The organism is Psychroflexus tropicus DSM 15496 (assembly GCF_000378765.1).
Classification (GTDB): domain Bacteria; phylum Bacteroidota; class Bacteroidia; order Flavobacteriales; family Flavobacteriaceae; genus Psychroflexus; species Psychroflexus tropicus.
Map to the genome: position 1 here is coordinate 943,968 of NZ_KB905343.1, position 21,513 is coordinate 965,480.

The 21,513-nt window shown below is 34.8% G+C and carries 17 protein-coding genes; 11 read left to right on the forward strand and 6 right to left on the reverse strand.

Annotated elements, in window-relative coordinates; genetic code table 11:
* Positions 1-3: 3 nt before the first annotated feature.
* Genes F598_RS0109345 through F598_RS0109355 form a run of 3 tightly spaced genes read left to right on the forward strand, consistent with a single transcriptional unit; the run spans position 4 to position 3,537 of the window.
* Positions 4-1,605 (forward strand): ABC transporter substrate-binding protein, encoded by a 1,602-nt coding sequence (locus tag F598_RS0109345; RefSeq protein WP_026302628.1) that lies wholly within the window; start codon positions 4-6, stop codon positions 1,603-1,605.
* Positions 1,606-1,659: 54 nt separating this feature from the next.
* Positions 1,660-2,979 carry a DNA recombination protein RmuC gene (locus F598_RS0109350; protein WP_019038790.1) on the forward strand — a complete coding sequence of 440 codons (1,320 nt, stop codon included), beginning with the start codon at positions 1,660-1,662 and terminating at the stop codon, positions 2,977-2,979.
* An 18-nt stretch (positions 2,980-2,997) separates the two neighbouring features.
* Positions 2,998-3,537, forward strand: a complete 540-nt coding sequence (locus F598_RS0109355; RefSeq protein ID WP_019038791.1) for an acyl-CoA thioesterase — start codon at positions 2,998-3,000, stop codon at positions 3,535-3,537.
* 20 nt (positions 3,538-3,557) lie between these two features.
* Here F598_RS0109355 and F598_RS0109360 read toward each other — a convergent pair whose 3' ends face one another.
* The gene (locus F598_RS0109360) at positions 3,558-4,286 is read right to left on the reverse strand and encodes a DUF4294 domain-containing protein (RefSeq protein ID WP_245539771.1); all 729 of its coding nucleotides are present in this window, start codon (positions 4,284-4,286) and stop codon (positions 3,558-3,560) included.
* 105 nt (positions 4,287-4,391) lie between these two features.
* Here F598_RS0109360 and F598_RS0109365 point away from each other — a divergent pair, with 105 nt between their 5' ends.
* Positions 4,392-5,462 (forward strand): M42 family metallopeptidase, encoded by a 1,071-nt coding sequence (locus tag F598_RS0109365; RefSeq protein WP_019038793.1) that lies wholly within the window; start codon positions 4,392-4,394, stop codon positions 5,460-5,462.
* Between the two features lie 69 nt (positions 5,463-5,531).
* On the opposite strand, the gene F598_RS0109370 is transcribed toward F598_RS0109365, so the two are convergent.
* Both F598_RS0109370 and aroC read right to left on the reverse strand, forming a co-directional pair.
* Positions 5,532-6,848, reverse strand: coding sequence for a dicarboxylate/amino acid:cation symporter (locus tag F598_RS0109370; RefSeq protein WP_019038794.1), 1,317 nt, complete (start codon positions 6,846-6,848; stop codon positions 5,532-5,534).
* A complete protein-coding gene (gene aroC / locus F598_RS0109375; protein WP_019038795.1) occupies positions 6,849-7,907 on the reverse strand; it encodes a chorismate synthase in 1,059 nt (352 codons plus the stop codon).
* Positions 7,908-8,115: 208 nt separating this feature from the next.
* On the opposite strand from aroC, the gene F598_RS0109380 reads away from it, so the two are divergent.
* Both F598_RS0109380 and F598_RS0109385 read left to right on the forward strand, forming a co-directional pair.
* Complete coding sequence (locus F598_RS0109380) at positions 8,116-8,946, forward strand: UDP-2,3-diacylglucosamine diphosphatase (protein ID WP_019038796.1); 831 nt, start codon at positions 8,116-8,118, stop codon at positions 8,944-8,946.
* Between the two features lie 31 nt (positions 8,947-8,977).
* A complete protein-coding gene (locus F598_RS0109385) occupies positions 8,978-9,778 on the forward strand; it encodes a hypothetical protein (RefSeq protein WP_019038797.1) in 801 nt (266 codons plus the stop codon).
* On the opposite strand, the gene F598_RS0109390 is transcribed toward F598_RS0109385, so the two are convergent.
* Positions 9,773-12,691 (reverse strand): FAD-binding and (Fe-S)-binding domain-containing protein, encoded by a 2,919-nt coding sequence (locus F598_RS0109390; protein WP_019038798.1) that lies wholly within the window; start codon positions 12,689-12,691, stop codon positions 9,773-9,775. The two genes, F598_RS0109385 and F598_RS0109390, sit on opposite strands and share 6 nt — an antisense overlap.
* A gap of 251 nt (positions 12,692-12,942) precedes the next feature.
* Between F598_RS0109390 and hpf the strand changes: the two genes are divergently transcribed.
* Positions 12,943-13,245 (forward strand): ribosome hibernation-promoting factor, HPF/YfiA family, encoded by a 303-nt coding sequence (gene hpf / locus F598_RS0109395; RefSeq protein WP_026302629.1) that lies wholly within the window; start codon positions 12,943-12,945, stop codon positions 13,243-13,245.
* A gap of 74 nt (positions 13,246-13,319) precedes the next feature.
* On the opposite strand, the gene F598_RS0109400 is transcribed toward hpf, so the two are convergent.
* Positions 13,320-14,588 carry a tetratricopeptide repeat protein gene (locus F598_RS0109400; protein ID WP_019038800.1) on the reverse strand — a complete coding sequence of 423 codons (1,269 nt, stop codon included), beginning with the start codon at positions 14,586-14,588 and terminating at the stop codon, positions 13,320-13,322.
* A gap of 50 nt (positions 14,589-14,638) precedes the next feature.
* On the reverse strand, positions 14,639-17,146 hold the full coding sequence (gyrA, locus tag F598_RS0109405) for a DNA gyrase subunit A (protein WP_019038801.1): 2,508 nt from the start codon (positions 17,144-17,146) through the stop codon (positions 14,639-14,641).
* A gap of 217 nt (positions 17,147-17,363) precedes the next feature.
* Between gyrA and F598_RS0109410 the strand changes: the two genes are divergently transcribed.
* The 4 genes from F598_RS0109410 (at position 17,364) to F598_RS0109430 (ending at position 21,507) form a co-directional block, all read left to right on the forward strand.
* Positions 17,364-19,913, forward strand: a complete 2,550-nt coding sequence (locus tag F598_RS0109410; protein WP_019038802.1) for an ATP-dependent Clp protease ATP-binding subunit — start codon at positions 17,364-17,366, stop codon at positions 19,911-19,913.
* Between the two features lie 284 nt (positions 19,914-20,197).
* Positions 20,198-20,497, forward strand: coding sequence for a hypothetical protein (locus tag F598_RS0109420; RefSeq protein WP_019038804.1), 300 nt, complete (start codon positions 20,198-20,200; stop codon positions 20,495-20,497).
* Between the two features lies 1 nt (position 20,498).
* Positions 20,499-20,987 carry a Dps family protein gene (locus tag F598_RS0109425; protein WP_019038805.1) on the forward strand — a complete coding sequence of 163 codons (489 nt, stop codon included), beginning with the start codon at positions 20,499-20,501 and terminating at the stop codon, positions 20,985-20,987.
* A 31-nt stretch (positions 20,988-21,018) separates the two neighbouring features.
* Complete coding sequence (locus F598_RS0109430; RefSeq protein ID WP_019038806.1) at positions 21,019-21,507, forward strand: Dps family protein; 489 nt, start codon at positions 21,019-21,021, stop codon at positions 21,505-21,507.
* The last annotated feature ends 6 nt before the right edge of the window (positions 21,508-21,513 follow it).

The following is a 21,513-nucleotide window of genomic DNA, read 5'->3' on the forward strand; positions in this document are numbered from 1 at the left end:
AAATTGAAACTCAACTCCTCATTTTTCACTTTTATTCTATTGACTGTATGGAGCATCACCTCATGCACATCTCCAAAGTCAAGTACCAAAGATCACTTGGTTTTTAGATATAACGAACATGCTAACATCACCTCTTTAGACCCAGCTTTTGCTAAAGATCAGAGAAACATTTGGCCGGCTCATCAGCTATATAACACCCTAGTAAAACTTGATGATGAACTGAATATTGAAACAGATTTAGCTAAAAGCTGGAGTATTTCTGAAGATGGATTAGTCTACACATTTACATTACATGACGACATTTACTTTCATCAACATCAGGTGTTTGGAAAAGATTCTACACGTCAGGTTTTGGCCAGCGATGTCGAATACAGCCTAAAACGACTCACCGATCCTGAGGTGGCATCTCCTGGCAGCTGGATCATATCTAATGTAGAGCATATATCTGCACTTAACGATAGGATTGTAGAAATACGGTTAAAACAAAAATTCCCAGCATTCCTGGGCTTACTTTCCAGTAAATTTTGCTCTATAATTCCCAAAGAAATGGAATCTTTGGATTTTCAAACTTCACCTATTGGCACTGGACCTTTTAAGTTTAAGCGTTGGGAAATTGGCGAAAAGCTGGTGCTTAGAAAAAATGATCTCTATTTTAAAATGGATGCTCAGGGCAATAGATTACCTTACCTTGAAGCGGTAGCCATCACTTTTTTACCAGATAAGCAAAGCGAGTTTCTCGCTTTTGTACAGGGAAAATTAGATTTTCTCAGCGGGCTTGATCCTTCTTATAAAGATGAACTCATCACCACTTCGGGTGAGCTTAAATCAAAGTTTAAGAGTCTAATTGAAATGGAAAAAAGTCCTTACCTGAATACTGAATATTTAGGTTTTTACCTAGACTCCAACACAAAAGAAGCTCAATCTAAGGCCTTCAGAAAAGCGATTAATTTTGCATTCGATAGAGTTAAAATGATTAAATATCTAAGGAATAATATTGGAATACCAGGTAATAAAGGATTCATTCCAGAAGGCTTATCTGGACAAACTCGCAGTGATGGCTATTCCTACCAGCCTGAAAAGGCTAAAGAATTAATACAAAAATTTAAAGATGAAACTGGGGTTAGCAGACCAAAGCTCATAATCAGTACCAACCCCTCATATGTAGATTTAGTTGAATTTATCCAAAAAGAAGTACAGAAAATTGGGGTACAAGTAGAGATAAATGTCATGCCTCCGTCCACTATAAGGCAGAAACGTTCTGCAGGACAACTTGATAATTTTAGAGCTAGCTGGATTGCCGATTATCCGGATGCTATTAATTATTTGTCTTTGTTTTACAGTCAAAACCTCTCCCCAAACGGTCCTAATTACACCCATTTTAAAAATAAATCATACGATAAGTTGTTCGAAAAAGCACTGGGAACAACAGTGGATAGTCTGAGGTACCAATTATATGCACAAATGGATTCAATAGTTATTGAAGAAGCTCCAATTATTCCATTATATTACGACGAAGTAGTACGCTTCCGTTCTAAAACAGTTGAAGGACTTGGCATAAATCCCTTAAATTTATTAGATCTTTCTCGGGTAAAAAAGATCAAATAGACTTAGGTTAACTAGACGATATCATCCATTCCTTATATTTGAAAAAAACATTTTATGGAATACCTCAATTTCATCATAGGCAGTATTGCGTTGCTTTTAGGTTTTTTAATTTCTAAACTCTTAGACCGTTCAACGATTTCTAAGTGGAAAACTACCTCCTATCATTTTGAAAAACTTTATGAAGATGCTAGTAAGAGAGAGGAAAAGATGAAGGAAGAATATCAAAAAACTAGAGATAAACTTCACTTAGATTTACAGCAAGCGATTGATGCTCGACATCAAACTCAGAATAAATTCACCCAGTTACAAACTGAAACAGAAGGGCTAAAGAAATACTGGAAAGAGCAAAAAACTGAAATGCAAGCTTTGCAAAAAAAGTTTGGAGAAGAATTCGAAAATTTAGCACAACGTATTTTTGAACAAAAATCAGAGAAATTCACTATTGAAAACAAGAAAAATATATCTCATATTCTAGATCCACTGAAGGAGAAATTGAATTCGTTTGAGACTAAGATTGAAAAAACTAATACTGACTTTTTAAAAGGGCATTCTCAGCTTGGTGAGCAATTAAGGTACTTGAACGAGCAGAACCTTAAAATTTCTGAAGAAGCCAATAATCTGACAAAAGCCCTAAAAGGTGATAACAAAACTCAAGGGAATTGGGGAGAGATGATACTTGAAAAAGTACTTCAAAAATCGGGTCTGCAAAAAGGTAGAGAATACGATATACAACAGCATTTTAAAGATGAAAATGGCACGAGTAAACTCCCAGACATTGTGGTGTACCTGCCTAATAATAAGCAGATGATCATTGACTCGAAAGTAAGTTTAAAAGCTTATGAAAGCTACATCAATGCCGAGGGAGAAAACGAAAAAAAAAGATTTTTAAAAGCTCATGTTAAGTCGCTGGAAAATCATTTAAAAAGTTTGAAAGAAAAACAATATGAGCTTCTGGGTGGCGAAACCTCTCCAGATTTTATTTTGATGTTTATTCCTATAGAACCTGCATTATTTTTGGCTCAAAGTGAAAATTCAAATTTCTTTTACACTGCTTTCCAAGATAACATTTTGATGGTAAGTCCTACAACACTGCTATCCACCTTAAGAACTGTAGATATGGTCTGGGGCAATGAAAAGCAACAACAAAATGCTTTGGAAATAGCCAAACATGCTGGCGATCTTTATGATAAATTCGTCAACCTCATCGAAGGACTTAATGCAGTTGGAAATCGAATAGATTCCACAAAGACTACCTATGAACAAGCGATGAAAAAATTAACCGGACAACAAAACTTAATCAAAGATGTTGAAGCTTTAAAAGAGTTTGGGGTGACTACCAAAAAAACCATCAACTCTAAATGGATATCAAAATAAATTATAACTCTATCTCACATGGAAACCTATAAACATAATTCAGAATCTGCAGTCGTCCTTAGTCAATTAATGCTTCCTTCACACTCCAATTTCGGAGGGAAAATACACGGAGGATTCATTCTTTCACTTTTAGATCAAGTCGCTTTTGCTTGTGCCTCAAAACATTCTGGTCATTACTGTGTCACTGCTAGTGTCGATAGAGTTGATTTTTTAAATCCAGTTGAAGTTGGAGAATTACTCACTTTAAAATCCAGTGTTAATTATGTAGGCAATACCTCAATGGTTGTAGGAGTGAGAGTAGAATCTGAAAACATTCAAAATGGAACCAAAAAACATTGCAATTCCTCCTATTTTACAATGGTTGCAAAGGACGAAAATGGAAAAAGCACCCAAGTACCAGGTTTGGAATTAAGCTCCGAAGATGACTATAGGCGTTTTATTAAAAATATAAAACGGATGGAAAACAGAGCTAAGCATGATGAAACGTTTGCAAATTTTGAGTTTGATAAAGCTGAATATGAAGTAATACTTAGAAATTACAACGTAAAATTGGATTAAGAGATTATATTGAATAAAATTTAATTTGAATATTGACGGTATCCAGTTGCAGATGGAGGTATGATTTTTTTGTTCTGTTGCCACACATCCATCAACTGTAGTAGCTCAATATTTTGTTTTGGAGGTTGCTTTTCTAGATTACCAGATTGAAATTCTCTTTGTAAAATATCTTCAATGTAGAAATCTTCCTTATTATCCGTTGGGTTATATTCCTCTTTTAAAGAAATGTTGAAAAAATTTGCGGTGGTATTATACCAAAAGGCTCTCCAACCCGATCTTAAATCTTTTACTAAATCGAATGTAGTAATACCAGTTTGTCTGTGAATTAACTTCACTAATATTTGACCTTCAGTTTTGGTAAGTTTTTTTAGCTCTTCGGTAAATTCATCTTCAATATAATTTTGGACTACTTTGGTATACTGGCGTTTTCCTCTTTTTGACTTAATAGTCGAAAGGCGATTATTAAGGGTATTGAAACGTTCTGAGGCTAACTTTGCGTATGGCCATACCTTTTTAGTTTTACGTTTTAAAATAAGATAACGTCTAAATTCTTTACGGTCTTCAAATTTTAGTTTAGGATAAATGATAACTTCTTCTAATTCGACCTCACTCACCCATGACGTGTCTTTACTGACGATCATATATTTCTTTTGTTCCTTATCTGGAACCGAAGAGACATTTTTCTGTTTTAATTCTTGGGCATTTACAGACAAACCTATAAACAAACAAAAACTAATTAAATTTCTCACCACATTTATTTTTAAAACTATGAACTAAAATCGTTCCAAAATTATGAATTCGTTTTCAACTTAGTCTCAATACTTTACTAAATTAGCGAATAAAAAAGGAAAGACATGAATGATAATTCTCTAAAATTTTTAGAAAGCTATTTAAATAATGCAGCTCCAACGGGTTATGAATGGGAAGGACAGAAATTATGGATGGACTATTTGAGACCTTATGTTGATGAGTTCATTACAGATACCTACGGTACGGCAGTGGGTGTGATTAATCCAGAAGCAGATTTTAAAGTAGTAATCGAAGGCCATGCTGATGAAATATCCTGGTATGTCAATTATATTACAGATGAAGGCTTGATTTACGTGATTCGTAATGGTGGAAGCGATCACCAAATAGCTACGTCAAAACGTGTTAACATTCATACCAAAAATGGTATTGTAAAGGGAGTTTTTGGATGGCCAGCAATTCATACTCGAGATAAATCTAAGGAAGAGTCTCCAAAGTCTGATAACATTTGTATCGATGTAGGCTGTTCAACAAAAAAAGAGGTAGAAGAACTAGGTGTACACGTAGGTTGTGTTATCACCTACCCAGATGAATTCTTCGTTCTTAATGAAAATAAATTTGTATGTAGAGCGCTCGATAACAGAATAGGAGGTTTTATGATTGCAGAGGTTGCCAGAATGCTTAAAGAAAATAAAGTTGAGCTTCCATTTGGTCTTTACATTACCAATTCCGTTCAGGAAGAAATTGGGCTAAGAGGAGCAGAAATGATCACTCAAACCATTAAACCTAACCTAGCCATCGTTACAGATGTATGTCACGATACCACCACCCCTATGATAGACAAAAAGAAAGAAGGCCTAACTAAAATTGGCGATGGACCTGTGATCAGCTATGCACCAGCTGTTCAAAATAAATTGCGAGAAATGCTAATTGAAACAGCAGAAAAACATGAGATTCCTTTCCAAAGATTAGCCGCCAGTAGAATGACTGGAACCGATACGGATGCCTTTGCTTATAGTAATGGCGGAGTGGCTTCAGCTCTAATTTCTCTTCCCTTACGTTACATGCACACCACAGTAGAAATGGTACATAAAGAAGATGTAGAAAACGTTATCAAATTGATTTACAATTCATTACTTGAAATAAAAAGTGGAGACACCTTTAGTTATTTTGACTAGAGACTTAATCGTATTTAATCAAAAAAAGCAGCCATCAAGGCTGCTTTTTTTGATTAAAATCATTACTCGTTAGTTTTCAAAGTCTTCCTTTGTGTATTTATCGTCCCAATTTTTAACCTGAGGATCTCCTAATTTGTCCTGTGACTTGGCCACAAGCATCGATACTGCTGCATCTCCAGTAACATTTACACTCGTTCTAATCATATCCAGAGGTCTATCTACGGCAAATATAAGAGCTAGACCAGCTTCAGGAATTCCCGCCTGTCCTAAAACTATAACCAACATAACCATTCCAGCACCTGGAACGGCAGCAGAGCCAATTGAGGCAAGAGTAGCAGTAGCAATAATACCCAGTTGAGCTGCAAAGCTCAAGTCCATCCCAAAAGCCTGGGCAATGAATACAGCAGCAACAGCTTGATACAAACTGGTTCCATCCATATTAATAGTAGCCCCTATTGGAAGAACAAAACTAGATACTTGTGGATGAACGCCCAGATGTTCTTCTACTCTTTCCATAGTAACCGGTAAGGTTGCAGCACTAGAGCTGGTTGAAAAGGCAAGTAACTGTGCTGGTGAGATTCCATTGAGGAAAAAACGCGGTGATTTTTTGGTAAATATTCCTACAATTATAGCATAAACCCCAATCATGAGTAATAAGCCTCCAACCACGCATAGTGCATAATAACCTAAGGCTATAAACAGATCTGTGCTTGGCGCTTCCACTACTAAGGCCGCTAATAATGCAAATACACCATAAGGAGCAGAAAGCATGATTAAGTCGATCATTTTTAAAATGACTTCGTTGAGGGAGTCAAAGAACTCTTTGATAGGTTTGGATTTCTTTTCAGGAATTAAAATCATTCCTATTCCAAAAAATATGGCAAAGAAAATAACTTGTAGCATATTGGCATTGCTTGATGCCGCTCCAAAAATATTATCAGGAACCAAATCTTCTAAGGCTTGCAATGGGCCAGATTCCTTCTGCTTTTGAGCATTCTGCCTGGTCAATTCGGCGTCGCCCCCATAGCTTTCCACTAATTCTTCTCTGGTATCTTCATTGATGCTTTTACCTGGCTCAAAAACGTTGACAACCATAAGTCCAATAGATACTGCAATAACTGTAGTTGTAAGGTAGGTTAATATAGTTCTGAGACCCATCTGTGAAAGGCTAGAAATATCCTTCAAATCTGAGACTCCTTTTATTAATGAAGCCAAAATTAATGGTACAGCAATGAGCTTAAGAGCATTGATAAATATGGTACCAAAGGGTTTGATCCAATCTGTAATAAAACCACTTCCCCACTCAAAATTGGATAAAATAAAAGCGAAAGCAATACCTAAGGCCATTCCCAGAAGGATTTGCCAGTGTAATTCTAATTTTTTCATTTAGTTGATAGATTTATTGATTAAATAGGCATCTGCCAATACCAAGGCAGCCATGGCTTCTACTACAGGAATTGCTCTGGGGACCACACAAGGGTCGTGTCTTCCCTTCCCTTGCATTTCCACTTCTTTAGCATCTTTATTGATGGTCTGTTGTTTTTGCATTAAAGTAGCAACAGGCTTGAAGGCCACCCTGAAATTGATATCCATGCCATTGGAAATTCCTCCCTGTATTCCACCACTGTGATTGGTTTTGGTGGTTCCGTCGGTGTTGAATAAATCGTTATGTTCGCTACCCTTCATCGAGATCCCTTCAAAACCGGACCCATAATCAAAACCCTTAACAGCATTGATGGTCATCATTGCTTTACCAAGATTAGCATGAAGTTTCTCAAATATCGGATCCCCTAAATTTTTTGGAACATTTGATATAACGCATTTTACTATTCCTCCAATGGTATCGCCTTGTTTTCTTATTTGTTTGATGTAGTTTTCCATTTTAGCTGCGACTTTCAAATTGGGGCAGCGTACAGGATTCTTTTCAATATCATCAAAATTGATATGATCCTCGTCAGTAAGTTGAAGAGAGCCCACAGCAAATGTATAAGCTGTAAAACTAACTTCTTTTAAAATTTGTTTGGCGATGGCTCCGGCCACTACCCATGAAGCAGTTTCTCTAGCACTAGATCTTCCACCACCTCTATAATCCCGTTTACCATATTTTTGATCGTAAGTATAATCAGCGTGGTTCGGCCGATAAACGTCTTTAATATGGCCATAATCTTTGGATTTATTATCTGTGTTTTGTATTTCAAAACCGATTGGAAGACCGGTGGTAACACCTTCAAAAATACCAGATTTGAAGTGAACAATATCAGATTCTTTTCGTTGAGTTACAATTGAAGATTGACCTGGTTTTCTCCTATCGAGTTCGATTTGAATTTTCTCAAGATTAAGCTGAATGCCTGGCGGAACTCCATCCAAAATCCCACCTATAGAAATTCCGTGAGATTCACCGTAAGTAGTGAGTTTTAGAAATTGACCAAAACTATTTGATGCCATGTGTTGTTTTGAACAAATGTAAACGTTTTAAGCAATAATCAAAAAGCATTCAAAACAGAATAGTCAAGTTAAATTGGAATTCATCAAGATCAAGTAAATTTTAAGTTACGACATATTTACTTTTCATAACATCTGGCTTATACTTTCGTAATCTTAAGTTTACTAATTGCTCTGATCGAAATTATTACTTTGTATAAAACCATTTCTATTGAAAAGAAAAGTCGACTTAGTTGTTTTATCCGATATTCATCTTGGAACCTTTGGCTGTCATTCTCAAGAATTACTAAACTATTTGTATTCCATCCAGCCTAAAAAAATCATTCTAAATGGTGACATTATAGACATTTGGCAATTTAGAAAAAACTATTTTCCAAAAACACACCTCGAGCTTATCAAAATATTTATTGAATTTTCTATGTCTGGAACTGAAATTATATATATAACAGGCAATCACGATGACATGTTAAGAAAGTTAAGTGATTTCGAAATAGGAAATATCCAACTGGTTGACAAGTTGATTTTAAATCTTGATGGTAAGAAAGCCTGGTTTTTTCATGGTGATATATTTGATATCTCCATTCAAAATGCCAAGTGGATTGCAAAACTAGGGGGCTGGAGTTATGATTTTTTAATTTTAGGAAATAGACTTTTGAATTTATTTCTATTAAAACTTGGTCGAGAAAAATATTCTTTATCCAAAAAGATTAAAACTTCTGTAAAAAAGGCGGTGAAGTTCATTGATGATTTTGAAAAAACTGCTGCCGACTTGGCTATTCAAAATGGATATCATTATGTTGTTTGTGGCCATATTCATCAACCACAGATTTCAAGAAAAGTTAATAAAAATGGAACCTGCTTGTATTTAAACTCAGGAGATTGGGTAGAAAATTTAACGGCTTTAGAGTATCATAATAAGCGTTGGGAGCTTTTTCAGTACAGTCAATCCAAGGCAAAAGTCAAACATTCGACAAAAAATAATTCAGAAGGGCTTATAAGCGCATTTACAGTTTTTTCAACGAAGCATATGAAGAGCGGATAAAATTTCGTTATTTGTGTAAAAATACAGAATCATGAGAAAACTAAATTTAACACTTATTTTCTTTTTCATATTAGTTTTTACCATATCATGTTCAGAAGAGGAAGATAATTTTTTAACTTCTGACACAGATTATTTTCGCCTAGAAGTTGGTAATTCCTGGAATTATGATAACCAACTGAATCAAAACTCAGAGACCATCCAAGGTTCAGAAACACTTAATATTACGGAGCAAAATCAAAATCGGTATCGTTTTTCCCAGACAGTAGATAACCTTGCAGGATTTTATACAAGTATACTATCTTCCGGAGAAGTATTTAAGCAAAGTGGAAATCAACAGATCGCCTATGATGGACAATTCTCCATTCAACTTGAAGATAATCTACCAGCTATAGAAATTCCCCTTGAAAATGTAGTGCTATATGATGCCAATCTATCTCAGGGTAATTCCATGTCTGTCAATACAGGAGAATTTCAGCAAAACATCAACGGATTTCCTGTAGATTTTATTTTTGAAATTAATTCCATTCATAAAGGCTTTTTAGCTCAAGAAGTGATTAATAATACAACTTATGAAGATGTGTTTGTTTCTGAAATTCAAGTTTCGCTTTCGGCTAGTGTTTTCTTAGTAATCACTAACGTTCCACTACTTCAGGAACAAAAAGTGACTACAATCACTAACTATTATGCGAAGGATGTTGGTTTAATATCAAGTGAAGTCTCTACAGCAATTATTTTTGAAGATATTCCTCCACAATTAGAAGTGGAGATTCCAGACGTAGATTTTTCTTCAGAACAGTTACTTCAGGATTATACTTTGAATCCAGACTCATAAGACGAAACGATTTAAAATAGATACTGGGTGTAGAGCTTCTTTTTGAGTACCATCTTTAATTTGGTGTCTGCAGCTCGTTCCATTGGCGCAGATGATCGCTTTAGAATTTTTTACTGCAGGAAATAAGACCAGTTCACCAATATCCTGACTCACCTTATAATGTTCCTTTTCGTATCCGAAACTTCCAGCCATGCCACAACATCCTGATGGGATCAAAGTTACCTTGAAATTAGCTGGCAAGTTCATAAGGTTGAATGTGTGTATTTGATTGGATAAGGCTTTTTGGTAGCAATGGTTGTGGATTTTGATGTCCTTATTTTCACCTGAAAATTGATCAGAGGTAATTCGTCCAGCTTGGATTTCTGCATCCAAAAATTCTTCAATTAAAAAAACATGTTTAGAAAGTTGCTTTGCTGAATTTTGATCTGAAGCCAATTTTAAATACTCGTCTCTGAAACTCAATATTGTGGAAGGTTCAATTCCTAGAAGGGGAACATCTTCAGAAATTAGGGGTGCAAAGATATCTATATTTTTATCAATGAATTTTTGAGCTTGATCCAATAGGCCTTTTGAGAAATAAGCTCTTCCACTTTCTTCATGTTTTATAATCTTTACCTCATAACCGAGCTTTGTAAGAAGTTCTACAGCATCAATTCCAATTTCTACATCCAAATAATTACTGAATTCATCTATAAATAAGTAAACTGATTTTTTTGGTTGGGTTTTAGGCATTAAAGAAATAGCTTCATTTTCTAAATGAAACCTAAGTGATTTTGAGTTTAACTTAGGTAGGCTTCTTTCCTGAGCAATACCAGCTATAGCTTTAACAAATTTTGAAATTACCGGATTTGAATTAATCCAGTTATATAGTGGTGCTACTGGAGCGGATAATTCATTAATCAAGTTATTTTTTGCAAATAGCTTAGTTCTCCATTTTATGCCGTTTGCCTTTTGATATTGATAGAGAAATTCAGTTTTAAAGGCTCCAACGTCCACATTACTAGGACATTCGTTTTTACAGGCTTTACAGCTTATACATAAATCAAAAATTTCTTTCAGTTTTTCATCATCAAACGCATTTTTTTCTAAATGTTTTTCTGTAAGAACTTCACGTAGCATATTAGCTCTTGCCCTCGTTGTATCCTTTTCATTTTTGGTAGCCTGATAGCTCGGACACATACCACCTTCAAATTCATGAGACTTCCTGCAATCTCCGCTTCCATTACATTGCTCTGCAGCTCTTAAGATGCCTTGATTTTTCGAAAAATCCATTTTTGTAGCAATTTCTGGCTCTACCCTATCGACTTCGTAGCGTAAATTTTCATCGATCGGTTTGGGATTGACAATTTTTCCAGGGTTAAATATGTTTTCTGGATCAAAAAGAAGTTTAATTTCCTGGAATATAGCATAACACTCCTCACCCACTACCAATTCAGTAAAAGGTGCTCTTACTCTCCCATCCCCATGTTCACCACTCAAAGCTCCTCCATAAGATTTAACCAATTCTGCTACTTCTCTCGATATAGACTTAAATTCTTCAACACCTTTAGAAACTTTTAAATTTAAAATTGGTCTTAGATGTAACTCACCTGCCCCTGCATGCGCATAATACACTGCTCTTTGGTTATAAGACTGCATAATTTTAGTAAAATCTGAAATGTAGCGAGGCAGATCTTCGATTGCTACAGAAGTATCCTCTATACAAGCAACAGCTTTTTCGTCGCCTTTAAGATTTCCCAGAAGACCAAGCCCAGCTTTCCTTAGCTCTATAGCCAGATCTATCTCTCCATCTTTTAATACTGGAGATGCATATGCAGAAGATGAGTTGAGATCATGCAACAAGTCTTTGATTTGAGTCTTAAGATCTCCAACAGAATCAGAACGCAATTCCAGCATAAGTATGGCTTCAGGATCTGCTTCCAAAAAGAAACGATGGTCTTTATATTTTATACTATCCTTAGTACAGTCTAATATGGTTTTATCCATCATTTCGCAAGTAAATAACTCATGAATCATACACAGTTCTACGGTTTCTAAACAGTCCTGGATACTAGAAAAGTGAGCGGCTACCATCGCATTATACTTTGGCTGAACTGAATCTAATTTCAATTCAAGTTCTGTAGCCAGATATAAAGTCCCCTCACTTCCACATAGAAGTTTATTCAGATTAAAATATTCCTGACGGGAATCCTTAAAAAATGAATGATTGTAGAGCTCGTCAATAGCATAACCTGTATTTCGCCTATGGATAGAAGATTTTGGAAAGCCTTGTTCTAAAATTCTTTTAAAATTCTTACTTCTAAAAAGCTGATCAAAATACTTATAAATCTTACCCTCTAAAGTTGCTAATTCTGTTTTTTCTTTGAATTCTACCTCATTTAGCGGTTTTACCTCAATGAAGCTTCCATCGGACAGATAGCCTTTGGATGAGATAACCTTATCTCGTGTTACTCCGTATTTTATGGAAGTCGTACCAGAAGAGTTGTTGCCGAACATTCCGCCAAGGTTACAGCGATTACTTGTTGATGTATTGGGTCCAAAAAAGAGTCCCTCTGCTTTAAGTCTTCTATTTAAACTATCCCTTACAATACCAGGTTGAATTTTGATTCTGTGGCTCAATTTATCAAAGTCTAACTCATCAACGAAATACTTACTTATGTCTACAATAATACCATCTGTAACACACTGTCCTGCTAAAGAAGTTCCTGCTGCTCTAGGCGTGATAGATAAGTGATGCTGATTAGCGAACTTAATGATTTTAAATAAGTCCTCTCCATCTTTAGGGTATGAAACTGCAATAGGGATTTCTCGATAGACCGAGGCATCAGTAGCATATATTGACCGATGTATTTCATCTAAAAATAGCTCCCCTTTGAGGGACTTTGATAAGGATTGAAATATTGACTTCTCCATAATAAATTATCATTTTCAAAAGTAAAACAGTCCATCAAATTTTAAGTGTGAACAAATGATAAGATTGAGAATGACTTTCAAAGTTTGAAATTAAAATTAAAGGTTAAAAAAAGGGTATTAGAGATTAAAATTTTAAAAAAAATAATTTCGGTAATTTATATTTCCTAAATTTATAATCCATCTAATTGTTAGATACAACTTTTGAATTGCCGCAACTGGCTATTATAAATCAAAAACAAAAAATAAAAATTATGGACATCAATTTTAATTATGTACACGTCACAGCAAGCGATAGACTTGAAGCTCTCGTTACTAAAAAGCTTGAAAAATTAGAAAACAGATACGATTGGATTGTTAGAGCGGAAGTGTTTTTTAAAACTGAAAATACTTCTAGTCCTGAAACTGGAATGATATGTGAAATCAAACTAAGTGCTCCAGGTCAAAACGTTTTTGCTTCTTCAAATGAGAAAGGTTTTGAAACTGCAATTTCTAGTACTGTAGATGATATTACGAGACAGCTCCAAAAGAAGAAAGAGAAGATGTCTAGTCATTAAAGTGATCTCAACACCATCAAATAAAAAAAAGGCTATCTTATTACAGATAGCCTTTTTTATGCATGTTATTTAAATTACTCTTGCATAGAGTTAATCTTCTTTTGAAGAGCATCTGCCTTATCAGACATTTCTAGTTGGTAATAAATATTGAGTTTGGTTTGAAGTGCTTGCATATTTTCTGGAGCCAATTCAGTAGCTTTTTCTAAATATGGAAGTGCCTCTTTATAGAATTGCTTCTTTTTCTCATTGAGTTCTTGATATTTTTTATTATCTGCTCTTGAGTTTCCTAAGCTATTCATTTTTTCAACTATAGCTCTTTCCTCACTAAGTGTTAGAGCTGCCAAATTGATGTAAGCATTTACCATTTCAGGATTTAATTCAATGGCTTTGTTATAATATTCTTTAGCAGCTTCTTTATCACCTAGTTGTTCTGATGATACTCCTAAATTATAAAATAAAGTAGGGTTTTCAGGATCTTTTTTTACAACTTCCCTCATCACTTCATTATACTTATCTATTTTATCCATTTTATAGTATAAATCTGCTTCAGCCTGCATTATTCCGATATCATCTGGGTTTTCTTCTTTTGCCTTTTGAATAGCAACCAAAGCTTTTTCTGGTTGATCCTGCTGTATATAAATTAGCGTAATATTTTTCGCAATTTCACCAGTAAGCCTAGGAGTGTTATTAATCTCAGGATTTTCGTAATCACCTGTTTTAATAGCAATATCTCTCATGCTTTCTGACTCGAAATTCTCTTTTTCACCAGATTCTTTATTGGTCGCAAGATATTGAGTTGTTCGACCATCAAATCCTAATTCAATAAGTTTGTTGTAATGGTTTAAAGCTCTATCGTATAATTTACCGTTAACAGCAGCTGATGCTGCATAATAAAGCATCACAGTGTCATTTTTATTCAGTTTGTAAGATTCATAAAGTAACTTAGAAGCTGAATCGAAATTTCCTTTATTTTGATTATCAATAGCTGTTTGAACCATCGTTTGTCTTAGTTGAGATTGATAAGTAAGGGCATCCTCATTATCTTTTTCAATTGCTAAAACATCGCTTAAAGATTCTAGAGCCATGTCAACACTTGTAATCATTGTTTCTCCGCTTTGACTTTTAGCCATATTGCCATAAGCTTTAGCCTTGGCTAAATGATATCTTACCACCCACTTATCTTTTTCATCGACTAATTGTGGTTTTGCTTTTTCTAGTTCTGCAAGTGCTTCTTTATAATTTTCGTCATCGACAGCACTCTCTGCGCTTCGGATTTCTCCACGTTGGGAAAATCCTAAACTTGTTACACCTATTAATGCAATTACTAAAATTGACTTTTTCATGTTTCTATTCTATTTATTAAATTTAATTGTTAATGTTATTCAGTTGCATTTTAATCGTTAAGTTCTGATAATTCACTACTATCTTGAACATCGTCTTCATCTTCATTCAATATTTTAGCCACGGCTGCTATTTCGTCCTCTCCTTTAAGCGAAATTAATCTCACCCCTTGAGTAGACCTTCCCATAGTTCTGATATCGGAAACCGACATTCTGATAGCAACACCAGATTTTTTGATAATCATAAGGTCATCATCATCCTGAACCGTTTTCATAGCTACAAGCTCTCCAGTTTTTTCAGAAATAGAAATGGTTTTTACACCTTTACCGCCTCTATTAGTAATCCTGTATACTGGTTCGCCGTCTACATCATCGATAAATGTTCTTTTTCCATATCCCTTTTCAGAAACGACTAAAACGGTCTCATCTTGAGGATTTTTTACACAAATCATGCCAATGACTTCATCATTCTCAGATGCCAAAGTAACTCCTTTCACACCAGCGGCACCCCTACCCATTGGTCTAATGTGCTTTTCTTCAAATCTTAATGCTTTTCCACTTCTTAGTCCTAGCATTACTTGATTCTCTCCATCTGTCAAGACTGCAGATAGCAACTCGTCATCTTCTTTAATGGAAATCGCATTTATACCATTTACTCTAGGTCTTGAATACTGTTCTAAAACTGTCTTTTTAACCTGACCTTTTTTAGTGACCATCAACACATAATGATTATTGATATAATCCTCGTCAGATAAGTTCTCTACCAGTATGAAGGCATTGATTCTATCATCAGGATCCAGATTCATCAGGTTTTGAATCGCTCTACCCTTACTTGTTTTACTCCCTTCTGGAATTTCAAAAACTCTCATCCAGAAACATTTACCCTTTTGGGTGAAAAACAAAATGTATTGATGATTAGTTCCTGCAAAAATATACTCTAGGAAATCTTCATCTCTGGTGGTAGAGGCTTTCTGACCTACACCTCCTCTATTTTGAATTTTATATTCTTTTAGCGGAGTTCTTTTAATGTAACCAGCGTGTGAGATCGTTAAAACGACGCTTTCATTTGGAATCATATCTTCCATGCTGAAGTCTCCACCAATCATGTTGATTTCAGATCGACGATCGTCTCCATATTTATCTTTGATCTCTATCAATTCGTCCTTTATAATTTCCATTCTTCGTGGTTCATTATTAAGGATATCCTTTAAATCTTCAATGGTTTTCATGAGATCATCGTACTCAGATCTTAATTTATCCTGCTCCAGACCAGTAAGCTGTCTCAAACGCATTTCTACGATAGCTTTCGCTTGAATCTCGGTAAGTTCAAATCGTTCAATTAATTTTTCCCGAGCCTCTTCTGCATTTTGAGATCCTCTAATAAGCGTAATAACCTCGTCTATATGATCTGATGCAATGATCAAACCTTCTAAAATATGTGCTCTCTCTTCAGCTTTTCGCAATAAGTATTTTGTCCTTCTGATAACAACTTCATGCCTATGCTCTACAAAGTTGAAAATGATATCTTTAAGATTAAGCATTTGAGGTCTGCCTTTTACCAAGGCAATATTATTCACACTAAAGGTAGACTGAAGCGCAGTGTGCTTGTATAAGGTGTTTAAAACCACATTAGGTAAAGCATCTTTCTTTAGGATATAAACGATCCGCATCCCATTTCTATCCGATTCATCTCGAATTAAAGAAATACCTTCTATTTTTTTATCATTAACCAGGTCTGCGGTTTTCTTAATCATATCCGCTTTATTGACCTGGTAAGGAATCTCCGTCACGACCATGCATTCTCTTCCTTTAATTTCTTCAATATCTGCTTTAGCACGCATGACAACTCGACCTCTACCTGTCATAAAGGCATCTTTCACACCTTCGTAACCATATATAATACCACCAGTAGGAAAATCTGGAGCTTTGATGTAAGTCATCAATTCTTCGATTCCAATATCTCTGTTATCGATGTAAGCACAAACACCATTCACTACCTCTGTGAGATTATGAGGTGGCATATTAGTTGCCATACCAACGGCAATACCACTGGCTCCATTCACTAGCAGATTGGGGACTCTTGTAGGAAGTACAGTCGGTTCTTCTAAAGTATCATCAAAATTTAATTCAAAATCAACGGTTTCTTTTTCAATATCTGCGAGCATTTCCTCGCTTATTTTTTGCATTCTGGCTTCAGTATACCTCATTGCAGCAGGGCTATCGCCATCTACAGATCCAAAGTTACCTTGCCCATCAACAAGTTGGTAACGCATACTCCATTCCTGAGCCATTCTGACCATAGCATCGTATACTGAGGTGTCTCCGTGAGGATGGTACTTACCCAAAACTTCCCCTACAATTCTAGCAGATTTTTTATGGGCTTTATTTGAAAAGATTCCAAGCTCCTGTAATCCGAAAAGAACTCTTCTATGGACCGGTTTTAAACCATCTCTTACGTCTGGTAGTGCTCTGGAAACGATAACTGACATCGAATAATCGATGTAAGCAGTTCTCATTTCGTCCTCAATATTAATCGGTATTAGCTGTTCACCGTCTGCCATGTATTTCAGTTTAAGTTAATATGTTAGTCTAAAACTCAAAAAGCAACTTTAAATTGTTGCCAAGCAAATATACAAAACCTATCAAATCCTTAAAGTCCCATATAGCTTTTATACCACTTTTTTTAGAAACTATATTTAATAAGATTTTCACTATTGAAATGGCATATATCAACAATAAGGTATTATTTTTGAGTAATGTCTAATAAATTTAAAGACTATGGATGATAATTTCTCACCAAAAGTAAAAGAAGTAATCGCATTTAGTAAAGAGGAGGCTTTAAGGCTAGGTCATGATTTTATAGGAACTGAACATTTAATGTTAGGTTTACTTAGAGATGGAACTGGAAAGGCTATTAATATCCTCGATGCGATGAATATTGATTTGGAACTGCTGAGAAGAAAAGTTGAAATCTTAAATCCTTCTGATCATACTAATGCAGATATTTCTCAAGAAAAAAAGAATCTTCATTTGACTAGACAAGCTGAACGTGCTTTAAAAACGACTTTTTTGGAAGCTAAATTATTTCAAAGTTCTTCTATAAATACTGCACATTTACTCTTATGCATTTTGAGAAACGAAAACGATCCTACCACCAAATTACTTAATAAGTTGAAGGTAGATTATGATAATGTGAAAGAAGAGTTTAAAGCTATGATTACTCAAGATGGAGATTATTTAGATACTCCTACAGACGCCTTTTCTGACGATGCTGCATCTTCTGGAGATTCTGGAAGAGAATCTCTCGGTGGTTCTGGAAGTCAAAAAGGCAAGTCTTCTAAAAAATCTAAAACTCCTGTTTTAGATAATTTTGGGCGAGATCTCACCGAAATGGCACAGGAAGGAAAATTAGATCCTGTTGTAGGTCGTGGAAAAGAAATCGAAAGAGTTTCTCAAATTCTTAGTCGTAGAAAGAAAAATAATCCTTTACTCATCGGTGAGCCTGGTGTTGGTAAAAGTGCAATTGCCGAAGGGCTGGCCCTTAGAATTGTACAGAGAAAGGTTTCCAGAATTCTTTATGATAAAAGATTAGTAACCTTAGATCTAGCGAGTTTAGTGGCTGGAACCAAATATCGAGGACAGTTTGAAGAGCGCATGAAAGCAGTGATGAATGAACTCGAAAAGAATGATGATATTATTCTCTTTATCGATGAAATACATACTATAGTAGGAGCTGGTGGAGCTACTGGCAGTCTTGATGCTAGTAATATGTTTAAACCCGCTCTTGCTAGGGGAGAAATACAATGTATTGGCGCAACAACTTTGGATGAGTACAGACAGCATATCGAGAAGGATGGCGCACTAGAAAGGAGATTTCAAAAAATTATTGTTGAGCCTACTTCGATAGATGAGACTGTAGAAATCCTTAATAATATAAAAGACAAATATGAAGATCATCACAACGTGATGTATACAGAAGAAGCTATTAAATCTTGTGTCTCGCTAACCAACAGATACATGACAGATAGATTTCTTCCGGATAAAGCTATTGATGCCTTAGATGAGGCTGGTAGTAGAGTTCACATTACAAATATTCACGTACCTAAGCGTGTACTAGAGCTTGAAAAAGAATTGGAGGCTATTCGTGAAGAAAAAAATTCTGTGGTTAAAAAACAGAAATATGAGGAAGCTGCCAAGCTGAGAGATGATGAGAAGAGAATTGAAAATGACTTGCAGCAAGCTCAAGATGAATGGGAGAAAGAATCCAAAGAAAATAAAGAAACTGTTACAGAAGATCATATAGCCGACGTAGTGTCTATGATGACAGGAATTCCTGTAAAAAGGATTGCAAAAACTGAAGGTAATAAGCTTGCAGAACTTCCTGATACTATCAAAAATAAAGTCATTGGACAAGGTGATGCTGTTGCCAAAATTGTAAAAGCCATACAGAGAAATAGAGCTGGACTTAAAGACCCTAATAGGCCGATTGGTTCTTTTATTTTTCTTGGACAAACTGGTGTTGGTAAAACACAGTTAGCTAAAGTATTAGCTAGAGAACTCTTTGATAACGACGATGCACTCATTCGTTTAGACATGAGTGAGTATATGGAAAAATTTGCAGTTTCACGACTAATAGGTGCACCTCCAGGATACGTAGGATATGAAGAAGGTGGACAGCTTACTGAAAAAGTGAGACGCAAGCCATATGCGGTAATATTATTAGATGAGGTTGAAAAAGCTCATCCAGACGTGTTTAATATGCTTCTTCAAGTGCTTGATGATGGTCATTTAACTGATAGCTTAGGTCGAAAAGTCGATTTTAGAAATACTATCATTATCATGACCTCCAATATTGGAGCCAGAAAGCTTAAAGACTTTGGTACTGGTGTTGGTTTTGGAACACAATCCCAAAAACAACAGGAAGATGAAAACACCAAGAAAGTTATTGAAGGAGCTTTAAAAAAGGCTTTTGCGCCAGAATTTTTAAATCGTGTAGATGATGTCGTTATTTTTAATGCTTTGGAAAAAGAAGACATCAAGAAAATTATCAATATTGAGCTAGAGAAATTATTTGCTAGAATAAAAGATGTAGGATACAATTTTACCTTAAGTGATTCAGCAAAAGATTTTATAGCAGAAAAAGGATTTGATAAGCAATACGGAGCAAGACCTCTCAACAGAGCTATTCAGAAATATATAGAAGATGCTCTCGCTGAAAAAATAATCAATTCTACTGTGGTCGAAGGGGATACTTTATATATGGACTTCGATAAAGAAAAAGATGAACTTGTAATTGAAGTTCAAAAAACAGTAGATAAAGAATCATAATTGAAAAAAACTCCTTACTAGGAGTTTTTTTTGTTTTAACTTAAGTATTGGACCTATGAAAATTACAAAGCTTACCTGGTTATATGTTATAGCTGCTCTTGTAACTTTGTATGGAATTATAACAAGGCAATTCATATTTTTACTTCTTACTTTCCCGTTAGGCATTTTCTATTATAATAAAAATAACAATAAGGAAAGCTAATAGTTAAAAATAGGCTAAACCAGGATCTAGGTTTGATTTCATTGAAATAAGGTCATACATTTAACAAAAAATATTAAGATTAATGAAACAGAAAGATACTTTATCACAAACCATGAATATGTTAAGAGATCATGGCTATACAGAAGATTTAAATCTGCTTGATGAACATTTAGAAAATAAAGCCAAAAATAAAAAATACCCTGTTGAAGACTTTGAAGTAGACGAATATTTCAGATTTGAAGGGATGGCAAATCCAGCTGATAATTCCATTTTATATGCTATTTCAACATCAGATGGTCATAAGGGTATGCTGGTTGATGGTTATGGTAAATCTGGAGGTCAGGTTTCTGATAAGATGCTCGATAAACTCAAATTGAATTAAAATGAATTATTTAAATCTCGATAAAACCAAATCTAAGGCTACAGTCAAAGAATTAAATATTCTCTTGGCAGACTATCATCTTTATTATCAAAAATTAAGAAATTATCACTGGAATATAGTTGGTCATAATTTTTTTGATTTACACGAACAATTTGAAGTCATGTATGACGATGCCAAATTGAAAGTAGATGAAATTGCTGAGCGAATTTTAACTCTAAGATTTCAGCCAGAAAGTAATTTATCTAACTATTTAAAGCTTTCTAATATTAAAGAATCAACATCAAATAAAAATGATGTAGACATGGTGAGTGATTTATTAAATGACCACGGCATTATAATATCTCAAATGCGTAAGGTTATTGAAGTCGCAGATCAAAATAGTGATGAGGGTACGATTGATTTAATTGGTGCCTACATTAGAGAACTTGAGAAAACAAGTTGGATGCTGGATGCATGGTATATGCAAACTGCAGACAAAAGAAACGCTTAAACTAAAGTCTAATTTAAAAATTTATTATTTTATGAATTATCTAAATTTAGATAAATCCAAAACAACAAATACTGTAAAAGAATTAAATATCTTATTAGCTGATTATCACTTATATTACCAAAAGTTAAGAAATTTTCATTGGAATATAATTGGTCACAATTTCTTCGACCTTCATGAGCAGTTTGAAGAGATGTATGATGATGCCAAAGTAAAAATTGATGAAATTGCTGAACGTATATTAACTTTAAGATTTCAGCCAGAGAGCAATTATACAGATTATTTAAAAATGTCAAACCTATCTGAAGCCTCTTCAGAAATTGAAGATTTTCAAATGGTGGCCGCTCTGTTAGATGATCATGGTACAATTATTTCTCAAATGAGAAAAGTTGTAGATGTAGCCGACAAAGATGGTGATGAAGGTACAATAGATCTTATTGGAGCCTACATCAGAGAGCTTGAAAAAACAAGTTGGATGCTTGATGCCTGGATTATGAAAAAAGAAGAAAAGCAACATTCATAATTAAAT

Coding starts and splice junctions, on each gene's coding strand:
- F598_RS0109390 (WP_019038798.1), bottom strand. CDS start 12,691: ATGGAGAAGTCAATATTTCAATCCTTATCAAAGTCCCTCAAAGGGGAG.
- F598_RS0109430 (WP_019038806.1), top strand. CDS start 21,019: ATGAATTATCTAAATTTAGATAAATCCAAAACAACAAATACTGTAAAA.
- F598_RS0109350 (WP_019038790.1), top strand. CDS start 1,660: ATGGAATACCTCAATTTCATCATAGGCAGTATTGCGTTGCTTTTAGGT.
- F598_RS0109400 (WP_019038800.1), bottom strand. CDS start 14,588: ATGAAAAAGTCAATTTTAGTAATTGCATTAATAGGTGTAACAAGTTTA.
- F598_RS0109420 (WP_019038804.1), top strand. CDS start 20,198: ATGAAACAGAAAGATACTTTATCACAAACCATGAATATGTTAAGAGAT.
- F598_RS0109385 (WP_019038797.1), top strand. CDS start 8,978: ATGAGAAAACTAAATTTAACACTTATTTTCTTTTTCATATTAGTTTTT.
- gyrA (WP_019038801.1), bottom strand. CDS start 17,146: ATGGCAGACGGTGAACAGCTAATACCGATTAATATTGAGGACGAAATG.
- F598_RS0109410 (WP_019038802.1), top strand. CDS start 17,364: ATGGATGATAATTTCTCACCAAAAGTAAAAGAAGTAATCGCATTTAGT.
- F598_RS0109425 (WP_019038805.1), top strand. CDS start 20,499: ATGAATTATTTAAATCTCGATAAAACCAAATCTAAGGCTACAGTCAAA.
- hpf (WP_026302629.1), top strand. CDS start 12,943: ATGGACATCAATTTTAATTATGTACACGTCACAGCAAGCGATAGACTT.
- aroC (WP_019038795.1), bottom strand. CDS start 7,907: ATGGCATCAAATAGTTTTGGTCAATTTCTAAAACTCACTACTTACGGT.
- F598_RS0109365 (WP_019038793.1), top strand. CDS start 4,392: ATGAATGATAATTCTCTAAAATTTTTAGAAAGCTATTTAAATAATGCA.
- F598_RS0109370 (WP_019038794.1), bottom strand. CDS start 6,848: ATGAAAAAATTAGAATTACACTGGCAAATCCTTCTGGGAATGGCCTTA.
- F598_RS0109355 (WP_019038791.1), top strand. CDS start 2,998: ATGGAAACCTATAAACATAATTCAGAATCTGCAGTCGTCCTTAGTCAA.